We start from the raw sequence: 21,561 nt of genomic DNA, 5'->3' as shown, positions 1-21,561 counted from the left end.
CGTCAAAAGGCGCTGAGCCCGGTGAGTTCGCAGGAGAGGTCCCAGAGCCTGGACGCCGCTTCGGGGTCCCTGGCCCACGGCTTCACCCCACCGACGAGCATGTCGTCGGTGGTGGCCGGTTCGGCGACGTCGCAGTCCTGGCAGTACGCGCCTCCACAGCCGTTCAACAGGGGTGAAGTCGCCGCCCAGACCGCTGTCGCCGCGCCCTGTTCCGGCGTTTTGAAACCGCCGGCCGGTGAGCCGTCCTCCGTGATCCAGCCCTGGGCCAGCCACTCCTCGCGGGGGATATGGCGTTGCAGGGGCGTGAGGATGCTGCCGGGGTGTACGGCGAAGCCGCGCAGGCCGTGATCGGATCCCAGGCGGTCGAGGTGCAGGGCGAAGAGGGCGTTCGCGGTCTTGGACTGTGCGTAGGCCAGCCACCGGTCGTAACCGGTCCGGAAGTGGATGTCCTCCCATCGGATGCCGGACAGGAAGTGCCCGGAGGAGGCGACGGCCACCACCCGGGCTCCGCCGGGGGCGAAGGCCGGGCGCAGGCGCTGGGTGAGGGCGAAGTGGCCGAGGTGGTTGATGGCGAAGTGCGCCTCCCAGCCGGGGCCGACGTGCGTCTCCGGGCAGGCCATGACGCCCGCGCCGTTGATGAGGATGCCGAGGGTACGGCCCGTCTCCAGCCAACGCTCCGAGAAGGCGCGGACGCTGTCGAGATCGGCCAGGTCGAGGGCGTGTACCTCCGCCTGGGGGACGTCACGCAGGGCGTCCTCGGCGAGGTCGGGCCGGCGGGCGGGGACGACGACGTGGGCGCCTGCGCGGGCGAGAGCGCGGGTGGTCGCCAGGCCGAGGCCCGAGTAGCCGCCCGTGACCAGGGCGGTGGTACCCCTGAGATCGATACCCGTGAGGACGTCGTCGGCGGTGCTGTGGGCGCCGAACGGGGTGCCGAGCTGCTGCTGTTCCGTGATCATGCGGGTGACGCTAGAACTTGGAGTGCGCGCCAGAGCAAGCACTCGGGTGGCGGACACACTCGAATTCGCTCGACGTGCAGGCACCTCCCAGGTGGACTAGGGCCCATGACGAAACCCCATGAAGAATTGCTCCCCTCCACCCGTCGAGCCCTGTTGCACCGCGTCGCTACCGCTCAGGCGGAGGGCCGGGCCCCCTCGGTGGTGGCCTCGGTGGCCCGGGACGGCGAGGTGGTGTGGAGTGCCGGCCGCAGCATGGTGGACGGGCACGCGCCGGACGAGAACGTCCAGTACCGCATCGGCTCCATCACGAAGACCTTCACCGCCGTCCTGGTGATGCGGCTGCGGGACGAGGGCCTGCTGGACTTGGGGGACCCCCTTGAGAAGCATCTGCCGGGTACGGGCGCGGGAGAGGCCACTATCGGCGAACTCCTCTCCCACACCGGTGGGCTGGCGGCCGAGACGCCCGGCGAGTGGTGGGAGCGCACCCCGGGGACAGCGCGCCCGGACATCACCGATGTCCTCGGTGATCAACCCTTCAGGCATCCGGCCGGTCGCCGCTTCCACTACTCCAACCCCGGCTATACGTTGCTCGGTTCGCTGGTGGAGGCGATGAAGGGTGACCCGTGGGAGGAGGTGCTGCGCCGCGAGGTGCTGGATCCGCTCGGGCTGACCCGCACGAGCGCGCAGCCCCGGGCCCCGCATGCGGGAGGGTGGGCCGTGCACCCCTGGGCGGACGTGATGATGCCGGAGCCCGTCGAGGACCTGGGGCTGATGGCTCCAGCGGGTCAGCTGTGGTCCACGACGGCGGACCTGGCGCGGTTCGCGTGTTTCCTCGCGAAGGGTGATGGGCGGGTCCTCGGGGCGGAGACCCTACGGGAGATGCGGACGCCCTCGGCGCCGTCACAGGCCGGGAGCTGGGACGGGACGTACGGCCTGGGAATGGATCTGCTGCGGTGGGAGGGGCTGAGCCTGGCCGGCCACACGGGATCACTCCCGGGGTTCCTGGCCGGCCTGTGGGTGAGCGAGCGCGAGGGGGTGGCCGCGGTCGCCCTCGCCAACTGCACCTCGGGTCCACAGATCGCGGCTCTGGCCGCGGATCTGGTGAAGATCGTGGCGGAGGCCGAGCCGCGCATTCCCGAGCCGTGGCGGCCTATCGCGGAAATCGACGCGAACGTCTTGGAGTTGACCGGACCCTGGTACTGGGGCACGCAGGTTCTCGCCCTTCGGCTATCGGCGGACGGTGGTGTCGAACTCGGTCCGCTGGCTGGGGCGGGCCGAGCGGCACGCTTCCGGGACAACGGTGACGGCACGTGGACGGGTCTCGACGGCTACTACGCAGGGGAGCTGCTGCGGGTGGTGCGGCGGACGGACGGCTCGGTGAGCCACATCGACCTGGGATCGTTCGTCTTCACACGTCGGCCCTACGACGAGGGCGCGCCGATCCCTGGTGGGGTGGACCCGCAGGGGTGGCGTGCCTTTTAGGAGCTGGTGACGAGGGGGCATGTTTCACGTGAAACCAGGGGGCTTGTTTCACGTGAAACATGCCCCCTCATGCGTCAAGGGCCGGGGCGCCCCGTCAAGAGCCGCAAGAGCCGCAAGAGCCGCCTCAGAGCTGGAGCTTGAAGCCCAGATGCGACGCGGTGAACCCGAATCGCTCGTAGAAGCGGTGGGCGTCGCCGCGGGAGACGTCGGAGGTCAGCTGCACCAACTGGCAGCCCTGGCGCCGGGATTCCTCGACGGCCCACTCCATGAACCGCGTCCCGAGCCCACTGCCGCGCTCATCGGCATGGACGCGGACGCCTTCGATGATCGACCGCGTGGCGCCCTGACGAGAGAGCCCCGGAATGATCGTGAGCTGGAGCGTGCCGACCACGCGCCCCTCGCGCGCGGCGACGACCAGATGCTGGTTCGGGTCATCGGCCAAACGCTGGAACGCGGTCACGTACGGGGTGAGGTCGTCCGGCGACTCGCGTGAGGCTCCCAGTGGGTCGTCGGCGAGCATGGCGACGATGGCAGGCAGGTCGTCGGCTACGGCAGGGCGTATCTCAAGGTCTCCCATGGTCGCAGCCTAGGCGGGAACGCGCAGCGTTTCGACGGCCCTGACCAGCGGAGCGAGCTCGGGATTCCGCGCCGCCTCGTCGAGTGCCTCGCGCAGAGCCGCGTCGTTGGTGGGGCGAGCTTCGTCGAGAAGCGTGGCACCGGCCTCGCTCACGTCCGTGTAGATGCCGCGACGGTCGGTGGGGCACAGGTAGCGCGAGAGCAGTCCGCGGTCCTCAAGGCGGGTGACCAGCCGTGTGGTGGCGCTCTGGCTCAGCACCACGGCATCCGCGACCTGCTTCATCTGAAGGTGGCCGCCCTCGCCGTCGTGCTGGCGGCTGAGGACGTCGAGCAGGGAGTACTCGCGCACGCTCAAGCCGTGCTTGGCCTGAAGGGCGCGCTCGATGTGGGTCTCGATCTGCCCGTGAAGCAGGGAGAGCGCGCACCAGCCCTGCGCAAGGGCGGTGAGTGCGGGATCCGTCGCTGTCATGGCTCTTGGTGCCTCCGTCCCGGAGTGACTACGACCAGGATAGGCCACGTACGCAATATCCAGCGTTTGCAAGTAACCCGCGTCTGCAATTATTGTGGACGCACGCTAAGCGCACATGCAATCGTTTGGAAGGTAGGTCCATGCCTCTCGCGCTCCTGGCCCTCGCGATCGGGGCCTTCGGGATCGGAACCACCGAGTTCGTGATCATGGGGCTGCTCCCCGAGGTCGCGGGTGACTTCGGCGTCTCCATCCCCACGGCCGGCTTCCTCGTCACCGGTTACGCCCTAGGTGTCGTCCTGGGTGCCCCGCTGATGACAGCCCTCGGCACCAAGATCTCGCGCAAGCGGATGCTGATGCTGCTGATGGGCCTGTTCATCGCGGGCAATCTGCTCTCCGCCGCAGCCCCCGTCTTCGGCGTGATGCTGGCGGGCCGTGTCATCGCCTCCCTCGCCCACGGTGCCTTCTTCGGAATCGGCTCGGTCGTCGCGGCCGAGCTGGTGGCGCCCGAGAAGAAGGCCGGCGCGATCGCCATGATGTTCACGGGCCTGACCGTGGCCAACGTGGTGGGTGTGCCGCTCGGCACCTTCGTCGGGCAGACGCTCGGCTGGCGGACGACCTTCGGTCTCGTCGCGGCGCTCGGCGTCGTCGGCCTGGCGGGCGTCGCCAAGCTCGTTCCGGACCTGCCGAAGCCCGAAGGCGTACGGCTCCGCCATGAACTGGCCGCCTTCCGCAACGTACAGGTGCTGCTGGCCATGGCGATGACCGTCTTCGGCTTCGGCGGGGTCTTCGCCGCCGTCACCTACCTGGCCCCGATGATGACGGACGTCGCCGGTTACGCGGACTCCTCCGTCACCTGGCTGCTCGTCCTGTTCGGTCTCGGCATGGTCGCCGGCAACCTGGTCGGCGGGAAGCTCGCCGACCGTGCGCTGATGCCGCTGCTCTACGTCTCCCTGGGCGCCCTGGCCGTCGTGCTCTCCCTCTTCACGCTCACCGCACACAACAAGATCGCGGCCGCCGTGACCATCGCCCTGATCGGCGCGCTGGGCTTCGCGACCGTCCCACCGCTGCAAAAGCGCGTCCTCGACCAGGCCTCCGGCGCCCCCACCCTCGCCTCGGCCGTCAACATCGGCGCCTTCAACCTCGGCAACGCCCTCTCGGCCTGGCTCGGCGGCCTCGTCATCGCCGCCGGCCTCGGCTACACCGCCCCGAACTGGGTCGGCGCGGCCCTCGCGGCATCCGCCCTCGTCCTGGCCATCCTCTCGGCCGCGCTGGAGCGCCGCTCGACCGCGGCTGCCCCGAGCCTCGTCGTGACCGGCGGGGCGCCCGTCGAGCAGGCCACGCCCGTCCACCACTGACCTCTCCCCCGACTCACCGGCACCACCCACAAGGAGCACCTCTCATGAGCACCACCGCCGTCGCCCCGCTGACCATCGAGGACGCGGAAGCACTCGTCACCGCGGCCTGTCGCGCCGCCGAGGCCGCCGATGTGACAGTCAGCGTCACCGTCCTGGACGCGGGCGGCCACCTCCTCGCCTTCCGGCGTGACGACCGGGCCGTGCTGATCTCCGGCGAGACCAGCACCCGCAAGGCGTACACCGCCCTCCAGCTGAACGCCCCGACCGCCGATCTGGTCGACGCCGTGCAGCCCGGCGGCCTCTTCCACACCCTGCCCACCGCTCTCGACCGGCCGCTGCTCTTCATCGCGGGCGGGGTGCCGGTCCACCGCGACGGCCGCCTGATCGGCGCGATCGGCGTCGGCGGCGGTGCGCCCGAACAGGACCACGGGTTCGCGACGGAGGCCGTGAAGGTCCTCGCGTAACGCGCTCCTACGGAGGCGGACGATTATCAGGGTCGTCCCAGGCTTTCCGTGCCGTGCCGGTGCCGTGCCCCGAGCCCCATGGCCGTGTCAGCCCGTGGCCACCGTCAGCGGTGCGAAGCGGCGGGTCCAGTCGCCGGGCAGCTCGGGCGTGCCGTAGGCCATCACCGTGTTGAAGGCGACGGCTTCGAGGCCGCTCGCCTTCACCCAGGCCAGCAGCTCTTCGTGCCGTACGTCGATGTCGGTGCGCAGCGGGCGGTCGGTGTGAGCGGCGAGGGAGGCGATGAGTGCCTTCGCGGTCGCCGTGTCCCGGGCGATGAGCGGGCCGACGACATGGGTGTCCATGTTCGGCCAGGCCCCCGCGTACCCGATGATCTCGCCGTCGGCCTCCGCGATGCGGAGCTGGTCGGTGAAGGCGGGGAGCCTGGTGATCACATGCGTCCGGTCGTGGCCGAAGACCGCCGTGTCGAGGCGGAGGATGGCGGTCAGGTCCTCCGCGGTGGCCGGGCGGGTGGCGATGTCGGGTAGCGGACCCGAGGGCGTGAAGTGTCCGCGGACCATCTCGGCACGGCCGATCGCCTTGAAGCCGAGCTGCTCGTAGAGGGGACGGCCGTTGGGCGTGGCGTGGAGCGTCAGCGGGACAGTGGCCGCCTGCTCGATGGCGTGCCGCATCAGCCGGCGGCCGATGCCCCGGCGGGCGTACCGCTCGGCGACGAGGACCATGCCGATCGCCTCAAGGCCGGGGCGTTCCAGCGGGCCGTACCGGGTCACTACGTACACACCGATAAGGCCGTTGCCGTCGGGGTCGTCGATGCCGTAGCCCGTTCCGGCCGAGAGCAGGAGGCCCCATTTGTGTTCTTCACGGGGCCAGCCCCGGTCCTCGGACAGATCGGCGCAGGACGTCAGGTCGCGGGGGGTGAGCCGGCGGACGGGGAGTGCGGAGAGGGAAGGTGTCGACACCCGGGTCAGGCTGTCCGACGTACGTCCTCGGCGTCCACCCGTTTGTGGGCAGAAGCACGCCGCATTTGGTCTCGCGGCTTCTGGTCACGCGGCTTCTGGGCATGCTGCTTCTGGCCGCGGCGGGTGAGTCCCCAGGGCTTGAGCACCGAAAGGACCGTCATGAACAGGTAGGCGCTGAGCGAGACGGGAGGGCCAGCGATCAAGCCCGTCGTATCGGCCACCGGGTGGCCCGCGGCCACCGTCCTGACCGAGTCGTCGACCCCCGGGCGCAGCGCGAAGGCCGAGGTCGTCGTGGTGGCCGGCGTCAGCCAGAACTTCGTATACAGGACACTTGGAACTGGATCAGGGAGGCCGGCGACTACTGCGCGGTGGTGACGCTCTCGCCGTCCTTCTTCGTGGAGCGACTCATCGGTTGGGGTGCGCATGCCGCGCACGGGTCGCGGTTCCCGGCCGTGCCGTTCACCGAGCCCGTCGAGCCCACGGGCCTTCTCGACGCGGCGGCCAAGGTGGAGATCGCGAACGGCCTCTGTGAAGAGTTCGGGGTCGACCGCGGCGACTGCGTCGTGTACGGCGACTCGCTCTCCGACGTGAGGCTCTTCGGGGCGGTGCCGGTTTCCGTCGCGATCATTGCCGATCCGCGACTGGTGAGCCTGGCCACCCACTCCTATGTCGGGCGGGACCTGCGTAAGGCGTACGAATTGGTGCGGCAAGCCCGCTAATTGAGGCAATTGGCAGGCGGAGGCGTTGAATTCCCGAGGAAGGGAAGGGGGCTTGTGTGCCGGACGGCTGCCGGTATGGTCGACTCCGGTCCGTGCCGGGTGTGCTTCCTCACATCCTGGGGGGGGCACGCGCGCAGGTGGCGAAGCCTATCGAGGCACGGAGATCGAGAGTCGGTCCTTCTCGATATGCGGCCGACGCGGCGGCCGTGAATGGGATGCTGCGGTGAGATGGCTGCGGCCAATGTCACATTCTTGACCTACTTGTCCGTAGTTCGGGAATCCGAGGTTCAATGTGGCCGGATCGGCCGACGAGACAGAGCGGGGAAAGCAGACGACTTCCGGCAGGAAGCGCACACACCGACCGAGAGATGTTCGAGGCGAGGCACAGCATGGACGCTCCGACCACCACGTCGGGGGACGACGGCACTTCGGGCGCTGGGAGCGGCTGGTTCACCCCGCGCAGGCCGCCCAAGCGGCCGGAGGAAGGACAGCAGCAGCCCGGCGCCGACGCCCCGGAGGTAGCCGCCGAGGCGCGCCGACCGACCGCGATACGCCCCCTGGGCAGGCCTGAGGCCGCAGCGCCCGCTCCGGCGCCCACCGCGGCTCCCGCGCCCACCGCCGGGCCCGCGGCCACTCCCGGTGCCGCTCCCACTGCCGGGCCCGCGCCCACAGCCGCTTCCATGCCCACGGCTGAGCCCGCGACCAGGGCTGAGCCGGCGCCCGCCGTCGAGTCCGCGCCCACCCCGGAGCCCGCCGCGTCCGCGGTCGAGCGAATACCGGCGGCCCGTGCAACCGTCAACGCCCCTACGGCCTCGACCGCCCACGCCGCTACGACCGCCGCCCATACCGCCGCCCCAACTGCTCCCGCCCCAACTGCTCCCGCTGCGACTGCTCCCGCCGCGACAACCCAGGCCCGCGCGACCGCCCCCTCCGTACTGGAGCGGGACCCGTCCGCCGACGCCGAGCCGCAGCCGTCCCCAGTGCCCCCCGGGCCCCGGCTGTCCCCGGAAACAGCCGAGCCGGAGGCCGAAGCCCTCGCCCAGTCGGCGAAGCTGGCGAAGCCGTCGAAGCCCGCGTCCCCCGACGCCGCCCTGGTGCAGCGCACGATGGCCGAGATCGGCCCGGTCGCCGACCAGGTCACCTCGTACTTCTACGCACTGCTCTTCACCCGCCACCCCGATCTGCGCGCCCTGTTCCCCGCCGCGATGGACACCCAGCGGGACCGCCTCCTCAAGGCGCTGCTGACGGCGGCCGAGCACATCGACCACACCGACGTGCTCGTCTCGTACCTGAAGAACCTCGGCCGCGGACACCGCAAGTACGGCACCCGGCCCGAGCACTATCCGGCCGTCGGCGAATGTCTGATCGCTTCGCTGAGCCGGTACGCGAGCGCGCTCTGGGACGCGGAGACCGAGGCCGCCTGGGTCCGCACGTACACGACGATCTCCCAGGTCATGATCGACGCTGCCGCGGAGGACGAACTGCGCGCTCCCGCCTGGTGGTTCGCGGAGGTCGTCTCGCACGACCTCAGGACCCCGGACATAGCCGTGGTCACCGTCCGCCCGGACCAGCCCTATCCCTTCCTCGCCGGGCAGTACACCAGCCTGGAGACCCCCTGGTGGCCGCGGATCTGGCGGCACTACTCCTTCGCGTCGGCGCCGCGCTCCGACGGCCTGCTGTCCTTCCACGTCAAGGCGGTTCCGGCGGGCTGGGTCTCCAACGCCCTGGTGCACCACGCCCGCCCCGGCGACGTACTGCGGCTCGGCCCGCCCGCGGGTTCCATGACCGTCGACCACACCACCGACAGCGGTCTGCTGTGCCTGGGCGGCGGCACGGGCATCGCGCCCATCAAAGCCCTGGTCGAGGACGTCGCCGAGCACGGCAGAAGGCGCCCGGTCGAGGTGTTCTACGGCGCCCGCACCGACCACGACCTGTACGACATCGACACGATGCTGCGACTCCAGCAGACCCACCCCTGGCTCGCCGTACGCCCGATCGTCGACCAGGGGATCCAACTGCCGGACGCCGTGCGCGAGTACGGCCCCTGGAACGAGTACGACGCGTACCTCTCAGGACCGCCCGGCATGATCCGCAGCGGCGTGGACGTCCTCAGGGACGCGGGCATCCCCGAGGGCCGGATCCGCCACGACTCCGTCGAGGAACTCGTGGCGGCGGCAGCGGGGGATTAACCGAGGTCAGGGGCGTGCATCGCGCGTACGCCCTCGATGTTGCCGTCCAGGTAGTGCCGCAGTGACAGCGGTACGAGATGGACCGAGGCGATGCCGACCCGGGTGAACGGCACATGCACGATCTCGTACTCGCCGCACGGCTCCTCGACCTCGGGGCCGTGCCGCTGTCCGGTGTCCATGGATTCCAGGCGGCATACGAAGAAGTGCTGCACCTTCACTCCGGTCGCGCCGCCGTCCTCGCCGATGTGCTCCACGGTGTCGACGAAGCAGGGCACGACGTCGGTGATCTTGGCGCCGAGTTCCTCGTGCACCTCGCGATGGAGCGCGTCGACGACGGTGGCGTCGTCCGGCTCCACGCCACCGCCAGGGGTGATCCAGTACGGATCGACGCCGGGCTTGGTCCGCTTGATCAGGATCAGGTCGTCTCCGTCCAGCAGGACGGCGCGTGCGGTGCGCTTGACCACGGGTCGGACGGTCATGGGGGAAATGTGGCCCGGACTGTTCCACGTGAAACATCGCGCACCAGCCGGGACCGCCATCAAGCCCAGTCGACGGCCGCCCGCAGCAGCCGTTCGTGCACGAGTCCTCGTCGAGCCCGGTCTCGGCGATCTCCACGAGGGCATCCAAGTAAGAGGTGAGGCCCTCCGGGGTGCGGATCTGCCACGCGGCGGGCTACTGTGACTGGACACTGACACACAGTCAACTAGCCTCGTTGACACGGTTCTTCGCGAGCAGAACCGGAACGGTCCGAGCCACGAGGGGGGAGGCTCGGACCGTTCATTGTGCGTAGCCGGGATGCTGCCTCGATCGGCGGCGTCGGCGGTGGAGGCCGGGCCAGTCGGCAGCGGTCACCCGGCTGATTCGTCCAGCGCGCGGAGTACGTCCGCCACCAGGTCATCGGGGTCCTCGGCGCCCGCGGAGAAGCGGATGAAGCCCTCCGGGACGTCGTCGCCGCCCCAGCGCCGGCGCCGTTCGGCCGTGGACCGCACACCGCCGAAGCTCGTCGCGTCGTCGACGAGACGCAGCGCCTCCAGGAAACGCTCGGCACGCGCGCGGCTGGGCAGCGTGAAGGAGACCACGCACCCGAAGCGCCGCATCTGCCGCGAGGCGACCGTGTACGAGGGGTCGTCGGGCAGCCCGGGATAACGCAGCCCCGCCACCTCGGGCCGGTCACGCAGGGCTTCGGCGAGAGCCAGGGCGTTCGCGTTCTGCCGGTCGGCGCGCAGCTGGAGCGTGGCGAGCGAGCGGTGGGCGAGCCAGGCCTCCATCGGCCCCGGGATCGCCCCGACGATCTTGCGCCACCGTCGCACCGAGGCAGCCAGGTCCGCGTCGCGGCATGCGACGTATCCCAGGAGCAGGTCGCCGTGGCCGGTGAGCATCTTCGTACCGCTGGCGACAGCGAAGTCCGCACCGAGCTCCAGGGGCCGCTGGCCGAGCGGTGTGGCCAGAGTGTTGTCGACCGCCACCAGAGCGCCACGCGCGCGTGCCGCCTCGGCGAGGCGACGCACGTCGCACACGTCGAGGCCCGGGTTGGACGGGGTCTCGAGCCACAGCAGCTTGGCACCGTCCAGGACGTCGAGCTGGGCGTCACCGGCGGTCGGGGCGGTGCGCACCTCGATGCCGTACGCCGTGAGCTGCTCGCGGACCAGCGGGAGCACCTGGTAGCCGTCGTCCGGCAGGACCACCGTGTCCCCGGCGCGCAGCTGGGAGAACAGCACCGCCGAGATGGCGGCCATGCCCGAGGCGAAGACGAGCGTCTCGACGTCGTCCCCGGCAACCGCCGAGCCCGGCGCCTCCAGCTCGCCGATGGCGCGCTCCAGGTGCGTCCAGGTGGGGTTCTCGTCGCGCGCGTAGGCGTATCCGCCCGTGGGATCGCCGGGCAGGTGGAAGTGCGCGGCGAACACCGGGCCGGGGAGGGTGGGTTCGTGCTTCACCGGCTCGGGCAGCCCGGCCCGCACCGCCCGTGTGCCGTCTCCGAGGCCTATGGCAGCAGAGTCCGTCATGCCGTTCAGTCCTTGTCGTCGGGGAGCACCACGTTCATGGCCCAGGACACGATCGAGATGATCAGGCCGCCCAGGACGGCGGTCCAGAAGCCCTCCACGTGGAAGCTGACGTCGAACTTGTCGGCCAGCCAGGAGGTGAGCAGCAGCATCAGGGCGTTGACCACGAGGGTGATCAGGCCGAGGGTCAGGATGAACAACGGGAAGGTCAGGACCTTCACCACCGGCTTGACCAGGAAGTTCACCAGGCCGAAGAGCAGGGCGACGACGATGAGGGTGCCGACCTCCTTGCCGGTGCTGTCGCCGGTCAGCGTGATCTTGTCGAGCAGCCACACGGCGACGGCCAGGGCCGCGGCGTTGGCGATCGTCTTGACTACGAAATTCTTCATGTGTCTGATCGTGGCAGACGTGGAACGAGAGTGGTCGGGCCACGCGCACCGGCGGGATTCCGCGGGGCGAGTATCAGCGAGGGGCGTACGAGGGCGATGAAGGCATTCCGACTGGACGAGCTGGAGGCGGAGCGCGCGGCGAACGACGGGGCGTATCTGCAGTTTCTGCGGGAGCGGAACATGTCGGTCGGCCTCTACGCGCTCAACGCCGGGGAGTCCGATCCGCAGCAGCCGCACGGGCAGGACGAGGTCTACATGGTCGTGAGCGGCCGCGCCTCGATCACGGTCGGCATGGAGACCACGTCGGTTGCGCGCGGCAGCGTCGTCTATGTGCCGGCCGGGGTGCCCCACAAGTTCCACCACATCAGCGAGGACCTGCGCGTTCTGGTCGTCTTCTCCCCGCCGGAGGCCTGACCCCTAGGGGGCGGATCAGGGGAGGACAAGGGCTGCGAGGCCCCCACCGAGCCCTTTGGCGACCTAGCATCGAATGCAAGAAGCCGGGAGCCTGCGGACATTCAGGAACCCGCCGACGCGATGTGTGCGGAGAGAGGTAAGGACGATGGCAGCGAAGGAGATCTTTGCGGGAATGCCGTGGTGGGTGAAGTGGGTGGCTGTGCCCGTCATCGCCTTGGTCGTGTTCGGCAGCGTGATAGCGGCCGTTGTCGGGTTCGTGATCGCCCTGCTTTTCAAGGCGCTGCTATTCGTCGCCTTGGTCGGTGGACTCATCTATGTCGTACGGAAGTTCATATCCGGATCGTCCTCGTCGCGCGCCGATTGGTGATCGTCCGTACCGATCAGTGATCGACCGTAACGATTGATGCTCGCCTGCGAGTGGTTACTGCCGAGAGGTGACTTTTCGAACCGATTCCCTCGGCCGGGGGAAGTTTCCCGGCAAACGGCCGTAGAGCGGTGGCCAAGGGTTAGAGTCCGAAAACCGACGCGGGGCCGTTCCCCGCGGACGGGCGCACTGCCCACCCGTGTTGCTCCGGGCACGGGCGGCCCCCCCACGCGCTTCGGGAGTGAACCTTGGCCGCGGTCGACACCTCCACCTCACCGGTCGGCGCCACTTCACCAGTTACCGCCAGGGCCGCTAGACCGACGAGTGCCGCTAGTCCCACGAGTGCCGCCAGCGCCACACATGCCGCTGGTCCGACGAGTGGCGCTGGCCCGCCGAGTGGTCCGAGTGGTCCAGGTCCGACAGGCGGTGCAGGCTCGGCGGGGGACGCAGGCCAGACGAACGACGCAGGCCCGGCGGGCGACGCCACCGCATCGGGTGCCGCGTCCGTCACCCCCACCCTCATCGGCTCCGTGCAGCGTGCGATGCGGCTGCTGGAAGCCGCCGCCACACATCAGTACGGGGCGCCCGCCAAGCAGTTGGCCCGCGAGGCGGGTTTGGCGCTCCCTACCGCCTACCACCTGTTGCGCACGCTGACCCACGAGGGTTACCTGCGCCGAGAGAAAGGAGTGTTCATGCTCGGCGAGGCGGCCGAGCGGCTCAGCAGCAGCGGGGCGCAGCAGAAGCGTCGCGGCATGGTCGGCGAAGCCCTGGCGCACTGTCGCGACGCCATCGGAGTGCCGGTGTACTTCGCCGTCTACCGCGCGGGCGAGATCGAGATCGTGGCGGTCTCCGACACTCCGGGCAACCCCGCCGTGGAGGAGTGGGCGGACTTCCGCGAGACAGGCCACGCCCACGCCATCGGTCAGTGCCTGCTGTCCCAACTCGACGGCGAGGCGCGGCGGGACCACATCGACCGCTATCCGGTTCAGTCGATCACGCGCTACTCGGTGCGCGACGACCGCACGTTCCTGCGCCGACTCGACGCGATGGAGCGGATGCGGCCCGTCGTGGAGCGCCAGGAGTACGCACTCGGGACGGTCTGCGCCGCGGTTCCGATCCTGGCGGGGGACACCGCGGCGACCCTGGCCATTTCCGTGCCGGTCGGTCAGGCCGACCGGTTGCTGCCCGCGGCGGAGAGGTTGCAGCGTGAGATCGGAAAGCTACTAGGGACACTCGCCTTCTCTATCAGCATCTGAAAACTCACTCCTTGTGATCTGGTGTGCACGTTAAGCAAGATGCCATAAGTGTCAGGAGTAGGTTCCTGGCCCCTTGATGGCTTAGTGACGGGGTAGGGCGGCGCGATGGACGAGTCGGTTCAGGCAGAGGTCATGATGAGCTTCCTTGTTTCCGAGGAGCTGTCGTTTCGTATCCCGGTGGAGTTGCGCTATGAGACCGATGACCCCTATGCCGTGCGGCTGACGTTCCATCTGCCCGGGGACGCGCCGGTGACCTGGGCCTTCGGGAGGGAGTTGCTGATCGACGGGGTGGGCAGGCCGTGTGGGGTCGGGGACGTGCGCATCGAGCCCACCGATCCCGATCTGCTCGACGAGGCCCTGATCAGGCTTCAGGTCGGCGCTGACCAGGCGCTGTTCCGCGTGGGCATTCCGCCACTGCTCGCCTTCCTGGACCGTACGGACAAGTTGGTGCCGCTCGGGCAGGAGCGCGCGCTCGCCGACTTCGACGCGCATCTGGACGAGACGCTCGACCGGATCCTGGCGGAGGAGCAGAACGCGGGATGAGCACCGGGCTCAATGTGCCTATGCCAATGGCAGATTGGGGCATTTGAGGGCATCGCCAGGGCGCCGCCATGGTCACCGGGGTGCCGTCGGCGTCTTCGGGGCCGTTCCGGGGTCAGGCCGTCAGGATGTCAGGCCTTGCGGCGTCGGCCCTTTCCTCCGCGGGAGGAGCGGCGCGCGGGGGTGCCGGTGGCCGGGGCCGGGGCGCCGGGGCCGGAGGAGCGGTCGGCGGAGACGACCAGGGCGGCCAGCGCGGTCGTCACCGGCACGGAGGCGACCAGGCCGATCGAGCCGATCAGGGTCCGCACGATCTCCTCGGCGACCAACTCGCTGTTGGCGACCGTGCCCACGCTGGACTGGGCGATGGAGAAGAGGAGGAGCAGGGGCAGGGCGGCGCCCGCGTAGGCGAGGACGAGGGTGTTGACGACCGAGGCGATGTGGTCGCGGCCGATGCGGATGCCCGCGCGGTACAGGCCGCGCCAGCCCATGGCCGGGTTGGCCTGGTGCAGCTCCCACACGGCCGAGGTCTGGGTGACCGTCACGTCGTCGAGGACGCCGAGCGAGCCGATGATGACGCCCGCGAGCAGCAGACCGCTCATGTCGATGGACGGGTACAGGCCGTGGATGAGGCCGGTGTTGTCGTCGGTGTTGCCGGTCAGCGCGGCCCAGCCGATGAAGAGCGAGCCGAGCAGGCCGATCAGCAGGAGGGAGATGAGAGTGCCGAGTACCGCGACTGACGTACGGGCCGTGAGGCCATGGCAGAGATAGAGCGCGGCCAGCATGATGGCGCTCGCGCCGATCACCGCCACGACCAGCGGGTTCGAGCCCTGGAGGATGGCCGGCAGGATGAAGAAGGTGAGGACCAGGAAGCTGATGGCGAGGGCGACCAGGGCCATCACGCCGCGCAGCCGTCCCACCACGACGACGGCGAGCGCGAAGATGCCGGCGAGCAGCGCCATCGGCATCTTGCGGTTCACATCGGTGACCGAGTACTGCAACCCCTCGGGCGCCTTGGGCTCGTAGGCGACCACCACCTCTTGGCCCTTGCGGAGTTGCCGGGGCGAGTCCGGCTGGATGATCTCGGTGAAGGTGCGGCCGTCGTCCTCGCCGCTGGTCACCTCGATCAGCGCCTTCTTGCAGGTGCCGGTGGCCCGGGACTGGGCTGACTGGCCCTCGGGGGTGGAGGTGTCGCCGTTCGGCTGGGGCTGCGAGGGGCTGAGGTCCTTGCAGGGCAGTTCCTGCACCTTCGTGACCTTCGCCGACTGCGTCTGCCGGTCGAAGCCGACGCCGGTCCGCTCGTGCGAGGGGGCGCCGCCGGGCCAGAGCACCACCAGGCCCACGACGACCGCGGCGGCGAAGGGGATCAGCACCGCGGCGATGACCTTGCGCAGATGCTGGGAGACGGGAGCGGCCGGACCGTGGCTGTGGGAGTGCCCGTGGCCGTGCCCGTGACCATGCCCATTGTCGTCCGGGGGCGGGCCGGAGTGGGGTGGTTGCGCGGGCGGAGGCGGCGGCGGCGCTGTGGTGGTCACTGCCCGATCATCGCAAGAACGGAGGGGGCCCTCTGTTCAGCGCGCCCGACATGACGCTAGCGTGGAGCCACCTTTGCAATCGCGGGAGCTCGGAGCACCGGGCTGAGAGGGCGCTGACCTCCGTACGAAACGGCACGATTCGTGCACGAGCCGTACGGGATCCGCTGCGTCGACCGCCGAACCTGTTACCGGGTAATGCCGGCGTAGGGAGTAGGTCTCATGACCACATCGGACGCACGCACGCCTGCCTCCAGCCAGGGCGAGTCCCTGAACGAGGCCGGGAAGTCCATCGGCTGGCACAAGGCGTACGTCGAGGGCTCGCGCCCCGACCTGCGCGTGCCGGTCCGCCAGGTGCACCTCACCAATGGCAAGGCCGTCACCCTGTACGACACTTCGGGTCCGTACACCGACCCGAACGCCGAGACCGACGTCCGCCGCGGACTGCCGCCGCTGCGGGAGAACTGGATCATCGCCCGCGGCGACACCGAGGAGTACGTGGGCCGTCCGCCCCGTCCCGAGGACGACGGCATCAAGCACACCTCGCCCCGCGGCGGGCTCAAGAACCTCGACGCGGTCTTCCCCGGCCGCCCCCGCCAGCCGCGCCGCGGCCGCCAGGGCCAGGCGGTCACGCAGCTCGCGTACGCCCGGCGCGGCGAGATCACGCCCGAGATGGAGTTCATCGGGATCCGCGAGAACATCGACCCCGAGATCGTGCGGGCGGAGGTCGCCGCGGGCCGGGCCGTGATCCCCGCGAACGTCAACCACCCGGAGATCGAGCCGATGATCATCGGCAAGAAGTTCCTGGTGAAGGTGAACGCCAACATCGGCAACTCCGCGGTCACCTCCTCCATCGAGGAGGAGGTGGACAAGATGACCTGGGCGACGAAGTGGGGCGCCGACACGGTCATGGACCTCTCCACCGGCCGCAACATCCACACCACCCGCGAGTGGGTCCTGCGCAACTCCCCCGTCCCCATCGGCACCGTCCCGCTCTACCAGGCCCTGGAGAAGGTCGACGGCCAGGCCGAGGCGCTGACCTGGGAGATCTACAAGGACACGGTCATCGAGCAGGCCGAGCAGGGCGTGGACTACATGACGGTGCACGCGGGTGTGCGCCTCCCGTACGTCCCGCTGACCGCCAACCGCAAGACCGGCATCGTCTCGCGCGGCGGTTCGATCATGGCCGCCTGGTGTCTGGCGCACCACAAGGAGAGCTTCCTCTACGAGCACTTCGAGGAGCTGTGCGAAATCCTCGCGGCGTACGACGTGACGTACTCGCTCGGCGACGGCCTGCGGCCCGGTTCGATCGCGGACGCCAACGACGAGGCGCAGTTCGCGGAGTTGCGCACCCTCGGGGAACTCAACACGATCGCCAAGCGTCACAACGTACAGACGATGATCGAGGGCCCCGGTCACGTCCCGATGCACAAGATCAAGGAGAACATCGACCTCCAGCAGGAGATCTGCGAGGAGGCGCCGTTCTACACCCTCGGCCCGCTGACCACGGATATCGCCCCGGCCTACGACCACATCACCTCCGGCATCGGCGCCGCGATGATCGGCTGGTGGGGCACGGCCATGCTCTGCTACGTCACGCCCAAGGAACACCTGGGCCTGCCCAACCGCGACGACGTGAAGACCGGCGTCATCACATACAAGATCGCGGCGCACGCGGCGGACCTCGCCAAGGGCCACCCGGGCGCGCAGGACTGGGACGACGCGCTCTCGGACGCGCGCTTCGAATTCCGCTGGGAGGACCAGTTCAACCTCGCTCTGGACCCGGTCACCGCACGGGAGTTCCACGACGAGACGCTGCCCGCCGAGCCCGCGAAGACGGCGCACTTCTGCTCGATGTGCGGGCCGAAGTTCTGTTCGATGAAGATCTCCCAGGACATCCGCCGCCGGCACGGCGGTGACCTGGAGGAGAAGGAGATCGAGGCGGGCATGGAGCAGAAGTCCAAGGAGTTCGCCGCGGCGGGCAACCGGGTCTATCTGCCGATCGCCGACTGAGCCGGCGGCTGTGGACGGGGTGTCCGCAGAGCACCGTGGCAGCTCTGCGGACACCCCGGCCTACTCCGGCTTGTGATCGGGCCCGCCGAAGTCCGGGCTGGAGAAGTCCGGGCTCGAGAAGCTCGGCCGTGAACCGGCGGCCGGGCCGCCGTCGGGGCTGCTGAACCCCGGCCGGTCGTAGCCCAGCTGCGGCATGCGGCCGCCCCCTCCGGGGGCTTCGGAAACGCGCGCGCGAGCGGTGCGTACCGCCCCGGGATCCGCCAGGGCCTCCCGGAGGAACGGCACGACGCCCTGCTCCAGGAGCGCCTGTCCCCAGGCTTCCCTGGCTCGGGACACCTCCTCGTGCCGCTCGCCGTGGAGCCGTCCCGCCTGGAGCGAGGTGGAGCCGTTGCGCAGGGCCGTCAGGAGCAGGCCGACCGCGCCGACCAGGATGCCCCCGGCGGTGAGCGCGCCGAACAGCCAACCCGCGGTGAGCAGGGTGTCCGCGAAGGCGGGCTCGGGGTTGAGCATCTTGAGGATGTAGCCGACGAGCAGGAAGATCGCGGCGGCCGTGCCCGCGAGGACGGGTGCGAGGACCGCGACGACGGCCACCGCCCCGGCGCCCGCCACCGCCGTCGGTTCGGCGACCTCGCCCATCGCCGTGGCGAGGCCGACGCCGCCGGAGCCCGTCTCCGCGGTGCCCTGTCCGCTCCCTTCGCGAATCGAGGTGGAGGACGGTCGAGGTTCGCGCAACTCCTCGCGAACCTTCACGTAGTGCGCGTACTCGGCCGCGGCAGCGGCCGTGATCAGTGCTGTCGCGTTCAGGGCCATGGTGCGCAGTTGTTCGGTGTTGAGCCGCTGGCCCACTGCGGCGAGTTCAGGACGGTCAGGTGCGGTGCGCAGCGCCTCGTCGAGGATCCGCTCGTACTCGGGGCGGTCCTCATTGAGCAGGTGTGGAGCGCTGTTCATGTGCATCCCCCGATGCTCCGTAGGGCTAAGGCTCGCATGGCTACGAGCCGTCGGGCAGAAACGGAGGGGAGCCTGCTACGGATAAGCCGATGGTAGAGCCGTGAAGGCACGCGGTGACAGGGGGTTTCCAGAATTCGCCCCCCTGGCCAGCGTGATCCTGTAAAGGGGCGCCTGCCCAGCGAACGCTCAGATACCCAGGGGGAGTTGGCAGACCAGTAGCTTTCCGGCCATGGTCACTCCGCCGTCCATCGCGATGGCCAGGCCGTCGGCGTAGACGTGCGGCCCCTCGATGACCGGGCCGCCGCCGTCCGACTCGTCCTCGGAGCCGACGTCACCCAGGAGGTAGGGGATGGGGCTGTGGCCGTGGACGATGCGTGTGCCGCCGTACATGTCCAGGAGTTCGCGTACGGCCGAGGGGCCGGACTCGTCGCGGAAGGCGAAGCGCTTGGTGAACTTGCGGAAGAGGTCCCAGCATTCGTTGGCGTCGTTGCGGGTGAGGGTCTCGCGGATGGTGTCGTTCACTGCCTCGATCGAGTCGCCGTAATCCAGATAGGCGGTCGTGTCGGAGTGCACGAGGAGATGGCCGTCGGCCTCCTCCATCGCGTCCAGGCGGGCCATCCACTGGAGGTGGTGGTCCTCCAGGCGCTCCATGTCGGTCTTCTGGCCGCCGTTGAGCAGCCAGGCGGCCTGGAAGGTGGCGGTCCCCGCCCCGGAGTTGACGGGGGTGTCACCGAAGCGCTTGGCGCCGAGCAGGAGCAGCTCGTGGTTGCCCATGAGGGCCTTGCAGTAGCCGCCGGCGGCCGCGGCCTCGGCGGACAGCCGCATCACGAGGTCGATCACGCCGATGCCGTCGGGCCCGCGGTCGGTGAAGTCGCCGAGGAACCACAGGCGCGCGTTGCCCGCGGACCAGTTGCCGTCGTCGTCGATGAGGCCCTGCTCCTGGAGGGCCGCGAGCAGCTCGTCCAGATAGCCGTGGACGTCGCCGACGACGAACAGGGGGCCGTGCTCGTCGCCCGGCCGCGGCTGCGGGGGCTCCGGCATGACCTGCACCTGGACGGTGTCCCCGCGGTTGATGACCGGCAGGTCGCGCTGGGTCGGCGTGTAGCCGTCGCCCGGCACCTCAGCCGGCGCCGGGACCGGGGGCGCGGGGCTCACCTCGGCGGGGCCGGCTGTCTCATGGACGTACGCCGGTACGCGGAAGTCGCGCAGCGTCGCCGTCCGCACATCGGGTCCCTGACCGGCCCCCTGAGTCATCGACCCCTCCACCACCATTGCGCCGCATCTGCACCGAGAACGGACTGCCTGGTCGCAGCGCCCGCGGTGTCGTCCGCCCATCATAGGAATGCGGCTCCCGCTGTGTGGTGCACCAGGGGTGGTGAATCGGCCCCCGGCACGTGTTCACCGAGGATTTATCCCGAATTGGGCAGAGGTTTCCCTGTTGGTAGCGGGGTGGGAGCAGGCCTCTGCCCGTCATCGTGAGGGTCAGCCGGAGCCCGAGGAGCGCGGCGGGCTGACCGTCGTGCGCGGCGGACGCCGCTCGGACGAGGTGCGCACGATCAGTTCGGTCGGTATCACCTGCTCGACGGGCCGCCCCGAGTCGAGGCCCTCGATGGCGTCGATGAGGAGCTGCACGACGGCCGTGCCGATGCGGCGCGGTTTGAGGGAGAGCGTGGTGATGGGCGGTTCCGTGGTGGCGTACACCGTCGACTCGCTACAGCAGACGAGCAGCAGGTCGTCGGGGACGCGCAGGCCGTACCGCCGGGCGGCGGCGAGCAGGTCGGTGCCGTTGGGGTCGAAGAGGCCGTAGACGGCGTCGGGCCGGTCGGGCCTGGCGAGCAGCCGGTCGGCGGCGACGGCGCCCGCGCACGGGTCGTGGGCGGGGTAGGACTCATAGACCGGGTCCTGTCCCACGCGCTCGCACCAGCGCAGATACGCGGTCGTCGACAGATGGGTGTAGGTGTCCGTGGTGGTGCCGGTGAGCAGGCCGATCCGGCGGGCACCCGCGGCCGCGAGGTGGTCGAGGATCTCCAGGACCGCGGCCTCGTGGTCGTTGTCGACCCAGGCGGTGACGGGCAGCGAGCCCGCCGGGCGGCCGTCGGAGACCACCGGGAGGCCTTGTCTGACCAGCTCGGTGACGACGGGATCGTGGTCGGAGGGGTCGACGACGACGGTGCCGTCGAGCGCGACGTTGGACCACACGTCGACCGGGCTGCGGCGCGAGGTGGCGGGGAGGATGACCAGGGCGTAGCCCCGGGCGAGGGCGGCGGAGGTGGCGGCTCTGGCCATCTCCGCGAAGTAGGCGAACTCGGTGAAGGTGAAAGGTTCATCCCCGTACGTCGTCACGGTCAGGCCGATGAGGCCGGACTTGCCGGTACGGAGGGTTCGGGCCGCCGCGGACGGGCGGTAGCCCAGTCTCTCGGCGACTTCTCGGACGTGGCGTCGGGTGGCATCGGGCAGCCGTCCCTTGCCGTTGAGGGCGTCGGAGACCGTCGTGATGGAGACACCGGCTGCGGCGGCGACGTCTCTGATGCCCGCTCGGCTCTGCCGGTTGCCCCGGCGGGCGGTCTCCGCTCGGCTCACCTGGTGCTTCCCTGCTGCTGTCATGGCGAGCCGATAGTAGGGCTCATTGGGGTGGGTAGCGCGGGCGCATATTCACTCGTTGACAGGCACGTTTCTGCATGGTGTCGGCTCCTCAATGACCATGGAATGCAAGGGAGTTGGCGAGACAGACGCTGGGTGCCGCTGATCGTCGCGTGCGGGCCTGTCGAATGCGGTAGGTCTCGAAGAGGTCTCAACTCACCTTCACGGGTGACGCGCGCCACGGAGCGGGCCACCGGCGCACGGGGGAGCACAGGGCGCTCCACCGGCTCCGCGCGCCTTCGTGGGGCGGTGGTCCGGACCTTCGTACGCGGATGTCCTGAGGCCATTCGCACCGGCGGCG

21 protein-coding genes are annotated in these 21,561 nt (G+C 69.9%); 10 read left to right on the top strand and 11 right to left on the bottom strand.

Annotated elements, in window-relative coordinates; all coding sequences use genetic code 11:
- Positions 1-2: 2 nt before the first annotated feature.
- Complete coding sequence (locus CP975_RS17460; RefSeq protein ID WP_055526569.1) at positions 3-956, bottom strand: SDR family NAD(P)-dependent oxidoreductase; 954 nt, start codon at positions 954-956, stop codon at positions 3-5.
- 105 nt (positions 957-1,061) lie between these two features.
- On the opposite strand from CP975_RS17460, the gene CP975_RS17455 reads away from it, so the two are divergent.
- Positions 1,062-2,438 (top strand): serine hydrolase domain-containing protein, encoded by a 1,377-nt coding sequence (locus tag CP975_RS17455; RefSeq protein ID WP_055526568.1) that lies wholly within the window; start codon positions 1,062-1,064, stop codon positions 2,436-2,438.
- A 124-nt stretch (positions 2,439-2,562) separates the two neighbouring features.
- On the opposite strand, the gene CP975_RS17450 is transcribed toward CP975_RS17455, so the two are convergent.
- Together CP975_RS17450 and CP975_RS17445 are read right to left on the bottom strand one after the other, a co-directional pair.
- Complete coding sequence (locus tag CP975_RS17450) at positions 2,563-3,015, bottom strand: GNAT family N-acetyltransferase (RefSeq protein ID WP_055526567.1); 453 nt, start codon at positions 3,013-3,015, stop codon at positions 2,563-2,565.
- A gap of 9 nt (positions 3,016-3,024) precedes the next feature.
- Positions 3,025-3,483 carry a MarR family winged helix-turn-helix transcriptional regulator gene (locus CP975_RS17445; protein ID WP_055526566.1) on the bottom strand — a complete coding sequence of 153 codons (459 nt, stop codon included), beginning with the start codon at positions 3,481-3,483 and terminating at the stop codon, positions 3,025-3,027.
- A 140-nt stretch (positions 3,484-3,623) separates the two neighbouring features.
- Between CP975_RS17445 and CP975_RS17440 the strand changes: the two genes are divergently transcribed.
- Positions 3,624-4,838 (top strand): MFS transporter, encoded by a 1,215-nt coding sequence (locus tag CP975_RS17440; protein ID WP_055526563.1) that lies wholly within the window; start codon positions 3,624-3,626, stop codon positions 4,836-4,838.
- A gap of 44 nt (positions 4,839-4,882) precedes the next feature.
- Entirely contained in the window at positions 4,883-5,302 is a 420-nt protein-coding gene (locus tag CP975_RS17435; RefSeq protein WP_055526560.1) for a GlcG/HbpS family heme-binding protein, read from the top strand.
- Positions 5,303-5,389: 87 nt separating this feature from the next.
- On the opposite strand, the gene CP975_RS17430 is transcribed toward CP975_RS17435, so the two are convergent.
- Positions 5,390-6,259, bottom strand: coding sequence for a GNAT family N-acetyltransferase (locus CP975_RS17430; RefSeq protein ID WP_055526558.1), 870 nt, complete (start codon positions 6,257-6,259; stop codon positions 5,390-5,392).
- A 101-nt stretch (positions 6,260-6,360) separates the two neighbouring features.
- Between CP975_RS17430 and CP975_RS17425 the strand changes: the two genes are divergently transcribed.
- Both CP975_RS17425 and CP975_RS17420 read left to right on the top strand, forming a co-directional pair.
- Entirely contained in the window at positions 6,361-6,978 is a 618-nt protein-coding gene (locus CP975_RS17425) for an HAD family hydrolase (protein ID WP_150477086.1), read from the top strand.
- 389 nt (positions 6,979-7,367) lie between these two features.
- Positions 7,368-9,167, top strand: a complete 1,800-nt coding sequence (locus tag CP975_RS17420; RefSeq protein ID WP_150477085.1) for a globin domain-containing protein — start codon at positions 7,368-7,370, stop codon at positions 9,165-9,167.
- On the opposite strand, the gene CP975_RS17415 is transcribed toward CP975_RS17420, so the two are convergent.
- From CP975_RS17415 to CP975_RS17405, 3 genes are all read right to left on the bottom strand, one after another.
- Complete coding sequence (locus tag CP975_RS17415; RefSeq protein ID WP_055526554.1) at positions 9,164-9,646, bottom strand: NUDIX domain-containing protein; 483 nt, start codon at positions 9,644-9,646, stop codon at positions 9,164-9,166. The two genes, CP975_RS17420 and CP975_RS17415, sit on opposite strands and share 4 nt — an antisense overlap.
- Before the next feature lie 369 nt (positions 9,647-10,015).
- Complete coding sequence (locus CP975_RS17410; protein ID WP_055526552.1) at positions 10,016-11,170, bottom strand: cystathionine gamma-lyase; 1,155 nt, start codon at positions 11,168-11,170, stop codon at positions 10,016-10,018.
- 5 nt (positions 11,171-11,175) lie between these two features.
- Entirely contained in the window at positions 11,176-11,556 is a 381-nt protein-coding gene (locus tag CP975_RS17405) for a phage holin family protein (protein ID WP_055526549.1), read from the bottom strand.
- 96 nt (positions 11,557-11,652) lie between these two features.
- Between CP975_RS17405 and CP975_RS17400 the strand changes: the two genes are divergently transcribed.
- The 4 genes from CP975_RS17400 (at position 11,653) to CP975_RS17385 (ending at position 14,133) form a co-directional block, all read left to right on the top strand.
- Positions 11,653-11,970 (top strand): cupin domain-containing protein, encoded by a 318-nt coding sequence (locus tag CP975_RS17400; protein ID WP_055526548.1) that lies wholly within the window; start codon positions 11,653-11,655, stop codon positions 11,968-11,970.
- A 145-nt stretch (positions 11,971-12,115) separates the two neighbouring features.
- A complete protein-coding gene (locus tag CP975_RS17395; RefSeq protein WP_055526546.1) occupies positions 12,116-12,337 on the top strand; it encodes a DUF5326 family protein in 222 nt (73 codons plus the stop codon).
- 527 nt (positions 12,338-12,864) lie between these two features.
- Positions 12,865-13,590 carry an IclR family transcriptional regulator gene (locus CP975_RS17390; protein WP_055526544.1) on the top strand — a complete coding sequence of 242 codons (726 nt, stop codon included), beginning with the start codon at positions 12,865-12,867 and terminating at the stop codon, positions 13,588-13,590.
- A 105-nt stretch (positions 13,591-13,695) separates the two neighbouring features.
- Entirely contained in the window at positions 13,696-14,133 is a 438-nt protein-coding gene (locus CP975_RS17385) for an SsgA family sporulation/cell division regulator (RefSeq protein ID WP_055526542.1), read from the top strand.
- A gap of 128 nt (positions 14,134-14,261) precedes the next feature.
- Here CP975_RS17385 and CP975_RS17380 read toward each other — a convergent pair whose 3' ends face one another.
- Complete coding sequence (locus tag CP975_RS17380) at positions 14,262-15,662, bottom strand: YibE/F family protein (RefSeq protein ID WP_055526541.1); 1,401 nt, start codon at positions 15,660-15,662, stop codon at positions 14,262-14,264.
- 219 nt (positions 15,663-15,881) lie between these two features.
- Here CP975_RS17380 and thiC point away from each other — a divergent pair, with 219 nt between their 5' ends.
- A complete protein-coding gene (gene thiC / locus CP975_RS17375; protein WP_055526539.1) occupies positions 15,882-17,672 on the top strand; it encodes a phosphomethylpyrimidine synthase ThiC in 1,791 nt (596 codons plus the stop codon).
- Positions 17,673-17,732: 60 nt separating this feature from the next.
- Here thiC and CP975_RS17370 read toward each other — a convergent pair whose 3' ends face one another.
- From CP975_RS17370 to CP975_RS17360, 3 genes are all read right to left on the bottom strand, one after another.
- Positions 17,733-18,626 (bottom strand): hypothetical protein, encoded by an 894-nt coding sequence (locus CP975_RS17370; RefSeq protein WP_055526537.1) that lies wholly within the window; start codon positions 18,624-18,626, stop codon positions 17,733-17,735.
- 180 nt (positions 18,627-18,806) lie between these two features.
- Complete coding sequence (locus CP975_RS17365; protein WP_246201792.1) at positions 18,807-19,889, bottom strand: metallophosphoesterase; 1,083 nt, start codon at positions 19,887-19,889, stop codon at positions 18,807-18,809.
- A gap of 213 nt (positions 19,890-20,102) precedes the next feature.
- A complete protein-coding gene (locus CP975_RS17360) occupies positions 20,103-21,224 on the bottom strand; it encodes a LacI family DNA-binding transcriptional regulator (RefSeq protein WP_055526533.1) in 1,122 nt (373 codons plus the stop codon).
- Positions 21,225-21,561: the final 337 nt, after the last annotated feature.

This window comes from Streptomyces alboniger (assembly GCF_008704395.1).
Lineage (GTDB): Bacteria > Actinomycetota > Actinomycetes > Streptomycetales > Streptomycetaceae > Streptomyces > Streptomyces alboniger.
Note: the sequence above shows the minus strand (reverse complement) of the source record. Positions and strands in the feature narration are given on the sequence as shown.